Raw genomic sequence first — 1,329 nt, 5'->3', positions numbered from 1 at the left:
CATAGCGCTCGGGTAACACTCCGGACACCCGTGATGTTCCTACCCCACCAACCATGATCCACAAGACAGGCCCTAGGACCAGCGCATATCCTCCAGGTCGCAGTCGATCGACTACACGACCTCGCCGCCTTCACCGAGAGCCGGGCTGATCAGGGACAGGAGAACATTCGCAGTCACGTCAGGCTCTACCAACGCGACGCGAGTTGGATCACCGCGCATGCCGATGACCTGGGCCGGGGCATCGCCTGAATCAGCAGACCACGACGACGGAGGGGTCATGGCCTTACGGTTCGAGCATCGTCCGGCCGAAACGTGCTGCTCAGCGTCAACGTCTTCGTGAGCCCTCGACGGCGTCATGCAGGGGCCGGGTGCCCCGGACGAGGACCGCTCGGACGGCTTCGAACGGGGCGGATGGCTCGTCCCGCACATGTCCGTGCACACCAACGAGGTCGTCGAGGGCTGGTTCCGTGCGGCCGACGCCTTCCTCTTCGGCCGCACGAGCTACGGCCTGCTCGGCGGGTACTGGCCGAAGGTCACCGCGCCCGACGACCTGATCGCCACCAAGCTGAACACCCTGCCGAAGTACGTCGTCAGCGAAACGCTGACGGACGAGGAGGCCGACTGGAACTCGACGACGGTGTTGCGCACCGGCATCGTCGACGCGGTGCGTCGGCTCAAGGAACGCCCGGGCGGGGAACTCCAGGTGTACGGCAGTTGGCAGCTCGTGCAAACGTTGCACGAGGCCGGACTCGTCGACCGCTACCGGCTGCTGCAGTATCCGGTCGTCGTCGGAAGCGGAAAGCGCCTCTTCCCGGACGGGTCGACGCCCGCGACGTTCGCGGCGTCCGAGGACAGCGTGCGCGTGCTGCCGGCCCTTGAGGACCAACGCTCGGAAAAGTCCCGTTAGGCATGATCAGGTCTAGTGACGTGGAAGGGTACCGCGTACGGTGATCGGTTGTGTCGTCATCGGTGAGCTTCTTGTCGCAGGCGGAGATGGACGGGTTCGGCAGGTACGCCGAGACGCCGCTGGACCGGGAGACGCTGGAGCGGTTCTTCTTCCTTGATGACGCGGATCGTGACCTGGTCGCGGAGCATCGTGGGACGCACTCACGGTTGGGTTCGCCTTACAGTTGGTGACGGTTCGTCACGTGGGCCGGTTCTTGGCGGACCCGTTGGACGTGCCGACGTCGGTGGTGGACTACCTGGCGGTGCAGCTGCAGATCGACGATCCGTCATCTGTGAAGCGGTACTTGGCCCCGCGCTTGGGTAGCTGTCCCAGCCCGCCAAATATCTGATCTTGGTTGAGGGTGCTACAGGCGGTTCGGCCCC

1 protein-coding gene and 1 pseudogene are annotated in these 1,329 nt (G+C 64.9%); both read left to right on the top strand.

The genetic code is table 11. The features are described 5' to 3' along the window. The first annotated feature begins 355 nt into the window (after nucleotides 1-355). Nucleotides 356-907 (top strand): dihydrofolate reductase family protein, encoded by a 552-nt coding sequence (locus tag ACLQ24_RS29675; RefSeq protein WP_425895042.1) that lies wholly within the window; start codon nucleotides 356-358, stop codon nucleotides 905-907. 86 nt (nucleotides 908-993) lie between these two features. Continuing rightward, nucleotides 994-1,295: pseudogene (locus ACLQ24_RS29670) on the top strand (DUF4158 domain-containing protein). Nucleotides 1,296-1,329 lie beyond the last annotated feature (34 nt).

Origin of the sequence: Micromonospora sp. DT4, from assembly GCF_049841675.1 — a bacterium.
In the GTDB taxonomy this organism is placed as follows: domain Bacteria; phylum Actinomycetota; class Actinomycetes; order Mycobacteriales; family Micromonosporaceae; genus Micromonospora.
This window is presented reverse-complemented; position numbering and strand designations above follow the sequence as displayed.